Genomic DNA, 7,652 nt, shown 5'->3' with positions numbered 1-7,652 from the left:
CGGGCCGGAAACGGAGCCAGGGGGTTTGGTTACTTTGGCCCCATCAAAGTAACTCGCCGAGGGGCGAAAAGGTGACTTGAGCCGAACCTCAATCCACCTGACATCGCAGAACCCCTGTGTGACGCGGAGCGTCACGAACTGCATTCCCACGCGGAGCATGGGAACGATAGTCAGAGGCGAAAAGGTGACCTTGAGTCGAGCCCTGATTCACCTGCTGTCGCGCCTCACGCTCCGCAGCGCTCACGCAAACTCCCCGAACTTCCAGATCCTTCCCGGCTCATAGCTAACAAGCCCATCCATACGGTTGCCCCATGGATCTTGTCGTTGCTCGCCCCGAAGGTTTGTACTGCCCACCTGGTGATTTCTATATCGATCCATGGCGTCCCGTCGAACGCGCCGTCATCACCCATGCGCATGGCGACCATGCCCGTACCGGCAATGAGCATTACCTGTCGGCGGCCAGTGGCGAGGGTATTTTGCGTTCGCGCCTTGGGCAGGACATCAATCTGCAGACCCTGGAATACGGCGAAACCATCACCCATCACGGCGTGAAGCTGAGCCTGCATCCGGCTGGGCATGTGCTGGGGTCGGCGCAGGTGCGACTGGAGTACCAAGGCGAGGTCTGGGTTGCTTCCGGCGATTACAAGGTCGAGCCGGACGGGACATGTGCGGCCTTCGAGCCGGTGCGCTGCCATACGTTTATCACCGAATCGACCTTCGGCCTGCCGATCTATCGCTGGGCGCCGCAGGCGCAGATCTTCGAAGGCATCAACCAGTGGTGGCGTGCCAATGCAGCCCAGGGCAAGGCCAGCGTGTTGTTCGCGTACTCGTTCGGCAAAGCCCAGCGCATTTTGCACGGCATCGACGCGCAGATCGGACCGATTCTGGTCCACGGTGCCGTCGAGCCGCTGAACCGCGTGTATCGTGAAGGCGGCATCTACATCCCGGAAACCCAATACGCCGGCGATTTCAAAAAGACCGATCCCGCCCTGCGTCAGGCGTTGATTCTGGCACCGCCTTCGGCAGGTGGCAGCAGCTGGATGAAGCGCTTCGGCGAATACAGCGATGCGTTTGCCAGCGGCTGGATGATGCTGCGCGGCACACGACGCCGGCGCGGTGTGGATCGCGGTTTTGTGCTGTCCGATCACGCCGACTGGCCAGGCTTGCTGTGGGCTGTGGAACAGACCGGCGCCGAACGCGTCATGGTGACCCACGGTTCGGTGGGCATACTGGTGCGCTACCTGCGTGAACTGGGCCTGGATGCACAGGGCTTCAGCACCGAATACGGCGATGAGGAAGACAGCAACCCGGCAGCCGGCGAACCCGAGGCGGCAGGCACGGGTGAGGCTCAGTCATGAAAGCCTTCGCTGAACTCTACGCACAGCTGGACGCGACCACGTCAAGCAACGCCAAACTTGCCGCAATGCGCGACTACTTCGAAAAGGCGGCAGCAGAGGACGCCGCTTGGGCGGTTTACTTCCTGTCAGGCGGCCGCCCACGGCAACTGGTGCCTACCCGGGTGCTGCGCGAACAGGCGATGACCCTGGGAAATCTGCCGGAATGGCTATTCGAAGAAAGCTATCAGGCAGTCGGCGACTTGGCGGAAACCCTGTCGCTGTTGCTGCCCCAGGCCGACCACAGTAATGACGAAGGTCTGGCCACCTGGATGGAAGACAAGCTGTTGCCATTGCGTGGTCTGCCGCCTGAAGAACTCGCCGAGCGGCTGCCGCTGTTCTGGTCGCAGCTGGACCGCAGCAGCCTGATGGTCTGCATCAAGCTGATCACCGGCAGCTTCCGCGTCGGCGTGTCCAAGCTGCTGGTCACCCGTGCGCTGGCGGCGCTGGCAGACATCGACAGCAAACGTGTCGCACAACGATTGGTGGGCTACACCGACCTGTCGCACCGGCCCAGCGCCGAACGCTATTTGAAGCTGATCGCGCCTGAATCCGAAGACGAGCACGCCCAACGCGGCGGCCAGCCCTACCCGTTTTTTCTCGCTCACTCCCTGCAACAGCCCGCCGATCAGTTCGAGGCGTTGCTTGGTCCGGCGCAGAACTGGCAGGTGGAATGGAAGTGGGACGGTATTCGTGCGCAACTGGTCAAACGTGACGGGCGCTTGTGGATCTGGTCGCGCGGCGAGGAGCTGGTAACCGACCGTTTTCCGGAGCTGCACAGCCTGGTGCAGTGCCTGCCGGACGGCACGGTGATCGACGGCGAAATCGTGGTCTGGAAAGCCCCCGATGCGAACCCCGATGCCGATGCTGAGTTTGCCTTGAACAGCGATGCGCCTGCGGCTGCGCCCTCGGTTCAACCGTTCGCCCTGCTGCAACAGCGCATAGGCCGAAAGACGCTGGGCAAAAAGATTCTTGCCGACGTTCCGGTCGTGGTGCTCGCCTATGACCTGCTGGAGTGGCAAGGCGATGACTGGCGCAGTCGCCCGCAACATGAGCGCCGCTCGCAACTGGAAGCCCTGATCGAAACCTGCCAGAGCGAGGTGCTGATGCCCTCCCCGGTGCTCACCGGCAAGGATTGGCTGGACCTGGCCACCCAGCGCGAAGCCTCGCGCAGCCTGGGCGTCGAGGGCATGATGCTCAAGGCTCGCGACTCGCTGTATGGCGTCGGCCGCACCAAGGACATGGGGGTGTGGTGGAAATGGAAAATCGACCCGTTCAGTGTCGATGCCGTGCTGATTTACGCGCAACGCGGTCACGGACGACGTGCCAGCCTGTACAGCGACTACACCTTTGCAGTCTGGGACGGCCCGCCCGAAGCCAGTGAACGCACGCTGGTGCCGTTCGCCAAGGCCTACTCGGGGCTGACCGATGAAGAAATGCGCAAGGTCGACGCCATCGTTCGCAAGACGACAGTGGAGAAATTCGGGCCGGTCAGCAGCGTAACGCCGACGCTGGTGTTCGAGCTGGGCTTTGAAGGGATAGCCCTGTCGAAGCGCCACAAGAGCGGCATCGCGGTGCGTTTCCCGCGCATGCTGCGCTGGCGGCAGGACAAGCCGGTCGCCGAAGCCGACAGTCTGGCAACGCTGCAGGACCTGCTGAACTAAGGCACCAAAAAGGCGCACGTCAAATAGCGTGCACCTTTTTGAAACACTGAAGAACGAATCATCCCGCCTCCATGTAGGAAACTTCCTGATTCGTTACCAATCTTCCGCTCTGTCTCACCTGACAAAGCTCCTTGCGTAGGAACGGGCGATGAACACCAACCCTGTAAGCGCGCATGGGCGGCCAATTGCCAGCCGTTTATACGAAATAGCGACAACGCCTTACATTTCAAACGCACGTTCGTTCCTCTGGTTCGGAAATTGCTACCCAATGCCTGTCTGGCACTTGCCGGTAGCACGCTTCGCGTATTCCCAACGCCCCATTTAAGGTTTTAAGGACTGAACAATGAAAAAAGCATGGCTGACTCTTTCTGCACTGGCTCTGTGCATCGCCGCCGGTAACACCATGGCCAAGGAATACAAGGAACTGCGCTTCGGCGTCGATCCATCTTACGCACCGTTCGAATCCAAAGCGGCCGACGGCAGCCTGGTCGGCTTCGATATCGATCTGGGCAACGCGATCTGCGAAGAGCTGAAAGTCAAATGCAAATGGGTCGAAAGCGACTTCGACGGCATGATCCCCGGCCTCAAGGCACGTAAATTCGACGGCGTCATTTCCTCGATGACCGTGACCCCTGCTCGCGAAAAAGTCATCGACTTCTCCAACGAACTGTTCTCCGGCCCGACCTCGCTGGTGTTCAAGAAGGGTGCAGGCTTTACCGCTGACCCGGCCAGCCTGAAAGGCAAGACCGTGGGTTATGAGCAAGGCACCATCCAGGAAGCCTACGCCAAGGCCGTACTGGACAAGGCAGGTATTTCCACCAAGGCCTATGCCAACCAGGATCAGGTTTACTCCGACCTGACTTCGGGTCGTCTCGACGCCTCGATTCAGGACATGCTGCAGGCCGAACTGGGCTTCCTGAAATCGCCAGCCGGTGCTGACTACGAAGTCAGCAAGCCTATCGACAGCGAACTGCTGCCAGCCAAGACTGCGGTCGGCATTGCCCAGGGCAACAAGGAACTTAAAGCGCTGCTGGATAAAGGCATCAAGGCGATGCACGACGACGGCACCTACGCTGCAATCCAGAAAAAACACTTTGGCGACCTGAACCTCTACAGCGGTAAATAACACCCCGACGCCCATCGATTTCGGCGATCATTCGTCGCCCGGTCGGTGGGCGTTTTTGTTGGTAACAAGGCCTATCCATGCTCGATGCACTCATGCAAAACCTGGGACTCTCGGCATTCAGCCTGAAGGGCTTTGGCCCGCTGTTGCTGGAAGGCACCTGGATGACCGTCAAACTGGCTGTGCTGTCGCTTGCTCTGAGCATTCTGCTCGGACTGATCGGGGCCAGCGCCAAACTGTCGAGTTCCGCGCTGCTGCGCGTGCCGGCGCAAATTTACACGACACTGATCCGTGGTGTTCCGGACCTGGTGTTGATGCTGCTGATTTTCTACAGCCTGCAAACCTGGCTCACCATGCTGACCGACGCGATGGAATGGGAATACATCGAGATCAACCCGTTCGGCGCAGGCGTCATCACCCTGGGCTTCATCTATGGTGCGTACTTCACCGAGACCTTTCGCGGCGCGATTCTGTCCGTGCCTCGCGGTCAGGTGGAGGCAGCGACGGCCTATGGACTGAAACGCGGCCAGCGCTTTCGTTACGTCGTGTTCCCGCAAATGATGCGTTACGCGCTGCCGGGGATCGGCAACAACTGGCAGGTGCTGCTCAAGGCGACTGCGCTGGTATCGATCATCGGTCTGGCCGATCTGGTCAAGGCGTCACAGGATGCGGGCAAGAGCACCTATCAGTTGTTCTACTTTCTGGTGCTGGCAGCATTGATTTACCTGCTGATCACCAGTGCCTCGAACTTCGCCCTGCGTTGGGCTGAGCGGTATTACTCCGCAGGCAGCCGGGAGGCAAAGCGATGATCGAATTGCTGCAGGAATACTGGAAACCCTTCCTTTATACAGATGGCGTCAACGTCACCGGTCTGGCGATGACCATGTGGCTGCTCAGCGCCTCCATCGTCATCGGCTTTTGCGTGTCGATCCCGCTGTCCATTGCGCGGGTGTCGAGAAACCGCTGGGTGCGCTGGCCGGTGCAGTTCTACACCTACCTGTTTCGCGGTACGCCCCTCTATATACAGCTGCTGATCTGCTACACCGGCATTTACAGCCTTGCCGCGGTGCGTGAACAGCCGATGCTCGATGCGTTCTTTCGCGATGCGATGAACTGCACGATCCTGGCCTTCACTCTGAACACCTGCGCCTACACCACGGAGATCTTTGCCGGGGCGATCCGCAGCATGGCCCACGGCGAAGTCGAAGCGGCCAAGGCCTACGGCCTGACCGGCTGGAAGCTTTACGCCTACGTGATCATGCCGTCGGTGCTGCGCCGCTCTCTGCCGTATTACAGCAACGAAGTGATCCTGATGCTGCACTCGACCACTGTGGCCTTTACCGCCACGGTGCCGGACATCCTGAAAGTGGCGCGGGATGCCAACTCTGCCACTTTCATGACGTTCCAGTCCTTCGGTATCGCCGCCGTCATGTACCTGACCGTGACGTTCATTCTGGTCGGGCTGTTCCGCCTTGCCGAACGCCGCTGGCTGGCCTTTCTCGGCCCAGCCCATTAATCAGGACTGAACATGCGCCATCACACCCATGACTTGCTTTCGCCAGTGCCCGGCACTGGCCGGCAAATCCACAGCTTTCATTACGGGCCGCAAAACGGCACCGGCAAAGTTTATATTCAGGCGTCGCTGCATGCCGACGAGCTACCGGGCATGCTGGTGGCCTGGTACCTGAAGCAGCGTCTGGCCGAACTGGAAAACGCCGGGCGACTGCTGGGCGAAATCGTTGTGGTGCCCGTCGCCAACCCGATCGGTCTGGAACAGGTGCTGATGGACACCCCGCTGGGCCGCTACGAGCTGGAAAGCGGCCAGAACTTCAATCGCTGGTTCAGCGACCTCGGCACTCAGGTCGGTGATGACATCGAAGCCCGACTGACTGCCGACGCAGAGCACAACCGCGCGCTGGTCAGGGACAGCCTGCTGGCGACGCTGAATGCCGTACAGGCGACCACACAACTGCATTCGTTGCGCCTGACCCTGCAGCGCCTGGCCTGCGATGCCGACATGGTGCTGGACCTGCACTGTGATTTCGAGTCGGTCGAGCACCTGTACACCACGCCCGAGGCGTGGCCGAAAGTCGAACCGTTATCCCGCTACCTGGGCGCGCACGCCAGCCTGCTGGCGACCGACTCAGGCGGGCAGTCGTTCGATGAGTGCTTCACGCTGGTCTGGTGGCAATTGCAGCAACGCTTTGGCGAGCGCTTTCCGATTCCCATGGGCAGCTTTTCGGTGACCCTGGAGCTGCGCGGGCAAGGCGATGTCAACCATGCGCTGGCCAGTCGCGACTGTCAGGCGATCATTCATTACCTGATCGATGCCGGCATCATTGACGGCGATCTGCAGCCACTCCCCGAACTGCTCTACCCCGCTACGCCACTGGCAGCGGTCGAACCGGTGGCTACGCCGGTCGGCGGCCTGCTGGTGTTCTGCGCGATGCCCGGCGAACACGTCGAGGCCGGCCAGCTGATTGCCGAGGTCATCGACCCGATCAGCGACACCGTGACCTGCATCCATGCCCTCAACGCAGGCCTGCTGTATGCGCGTTCCCTGCGCCGCATGGCGACTGCCGGCATGGTCATTGCGCATATCGCCGGCACCCACGCCTATCGCAGCGGCTATCTACTTTCTCCTTGAGGACCTGTCATGTACAAACTGACCATCGATGGCCTGCACAAAAGCTATGGCGACAACCACGTGCTCAAAGGCGTATCGCTCAAGGCCAGCAGCGGTGACGTCATCTGTCTGATCGGCGCCAGTGGCTCCGGCAAGAGCACCTTTTTGCGCTGCATCAACTTTCTCGAACAGCCCAGTGACGGGGCGATGAGCCTGGATGGCAAGCAAGTGCGCATGGTCAGCGACAAGGACGGCATGCGCGTTGCCGACCCGGATGAGCTGCAGCGTATCCGCACGCGGCTGGCGATGGTGTTTCAGCACTTCAACCTGTGGGCGCACATGACCGTGCTGGAAAACATCACCATGGCGCCGCGCCGGGTATTGGGCGTGCCCAAGGCCGAAGCCGAGGCGCGCGCGCGCAAATACCTGGAAAAGGTCGGTCTGCCGGAGCGTGTTGCCGATCAGTACCCCGCGTTTCTTTCCGGCGGTCAGCAGCAGCGCGTGGCCATCGCCCGTGCGCTGGCGATGGAGCCGGAAATCATGCTCTTCGACGAACCGACATCCGCGCTTGACCCGGAGCTGGTCGGTGAAGTGCTGAAGGTCATTCAAGGCCTGGCTGAAGAAGGCCGGACGATGATTCTGGTCACCCACGAAATGGGGTTCGCGCGCAAGGTGGCGAGCCAGGTGGTGTTCCTGCACCAGGGCCAGATCGAAGAATCCGGCCACCCGGACGAAGTCCTCAACAACCCGAAAAGCGAGCGTTTGCAGCAGTTCTTGAGCGGCAATCTGAAGTAGCACGGACTGCTGCGTACACACGTCTGCACCACCCTCAAATCTCGTTCCCA

The 7,652-nt window shown here is 60.6% G+C and carries 7 protein-coding genes; all 7 read left to right on the top strand.

What is annotated here, in order from left to right; all coding sequences use genetic code 11:
• Positions 1-311 precede the first annotated feature (311 nt).
• A complete protein-coding gene (locus tag GE543_RS25050; protein ID WP_003402302.1) occupies positions 312-1,358 on the top strand; it encodes a ligase-associated DNA damage response exonuclease in 1,047 nt (348 codons plus the stop codon).
• Positions 1,355-3,058 carry an ATP-dependent DNA ligase gene (locus tag GE543_RS25045; protein WP_046271615.1) on the top strand — a complete coding sequence of 568 codons (1,704 nt, stop codon included), beginning with the start codon at positions 1,355-1,357 and terminating at the stop codon, positions 3,056-3,058. Before GE543_RS25050 ends, GE543_RS25045 begins: the two co-directional genes overlap by 4 nt.
• Positions 3,059-3,401: 343 nt before the next feature.
• On the top strand, positions 3,402-4,184 hold the full coding sequence (locus tag GE543_RS25040) for a transporter substrate-binding domain-containing protein (protein WP_046237637.1): 783 nt from the start codon (positions 3,402-3,404) through the stop codon (positions 4,182-4,184).
• A 77-nt stretch (positions 4,185-4,261) separates the two neighbouring features.
• Entirely contained in the window at positions 4,262-4,990 is a 729-nt protein-coding gene (locus tag GE543_RS25035) for an ABC transporter permease (RefSeq protein WP_153222605.1), read from the top strand.
• Entirely contained in the window at positions 4,987-5,697 is a 711-nt protein-coding gene (locus GE543_RS25030) for an ABC transporter permease (protein WP_003412886.1), read from the top strand. Before GE543_RS25035 ends, GE543_RS25030 begins: the two co-directional genes overlap by 4 nt.
• Before the next feature lie 12 nt (positions 5,698-5,709).
• A complete protein-coding gene (locus tag GE543_RS25025) occupies positions 5,710-6,828 on the top strand; it encodes a succinylglutamate desuccinylase/aspartoacylase family protein (RefSeq protein WP_153222604.1) in 1,119 nt (372 codons plus the stop codon).
• A gap of 9 nt (positions 6,829-6,837) precedes the next feature.
• A complete protein-coding gene (locus GE543_RS25020; RefSeq protein ID WP_003412889.1) occupies positions 6,838-7,602 on the top strand; it encodes an ABC transporter ATP-binding protein in 765 nt (254 codons plus the stop codon).
• Positions 7,603-7,652 lie beyond the last annotated feature (50 nt).

Source organism: Pseudomonas sp. SZ57, assembly GCF_009495975.1.
In the GTDB taxonomy this organism is placed as follows: Bacteria; Pseudomonadota; Gammaproteobacteria; order Pseudomonadales; family Pseudomonadaceae; genus Aquipseudomonas; species Aquipseudomonas syringae.
This window is presented reverse-complemented; position numbering and strand designations above follow the sequence as displayed.

Excerpts from the sequence above, each read along its gene's own strand:
- GE543_RS25020 (WP_003412889.1), top strand. The coding sequence starts at position 6,838 with ATGTACAAACTGACCATCGATGGCCTGCACAAAAGCTATGGCGACAAC.
- GE543_RS25035 (WP_153222605.1), top strand. The coding sequence starts at position 4,262 with ATGCTCGATGCACTCATGCAAAACCTGGGACTCTCGGCATTCAGCCTG.
- GE543_RS25040 (WP_046237637.1), top strand. The coding sequence starts at position 3,402 with ATGAAAAAAGCATGGCTGACTCTTTCTGCACTGGCTCTGTGCATCGCC.
- GE543_RS25050 (WP_003402302.1), top strand. The coding sequence starts at position 312 with ATGGATCTTGTCGTTGCTCGCCCCGAAGGTTTGTACTGCCCACCTGGT.
- GE543_RS25025 (WP_153222604.1), top strand. The coding sequence starts at position 5,710 with ATGCGCCATCACACCCATGACTTGCTTTCGCCAGTGCCCGGCACTGGC.
- GE543_RS25045 (WP_046271615.1), top strand. The coding sequence starts at position 1,355 with ATGAAAGCCTTCGCTGAACTCTACGCACAGCTGGACGCGACCACGTCA.
- GE543_RS25030 (WP_003412886.1), top strand. The coding sequence starts at position 4,987 with ATGATCGAATTGCTGCAGGAATACTGGAAACCCTTCCTTTATACAGAT.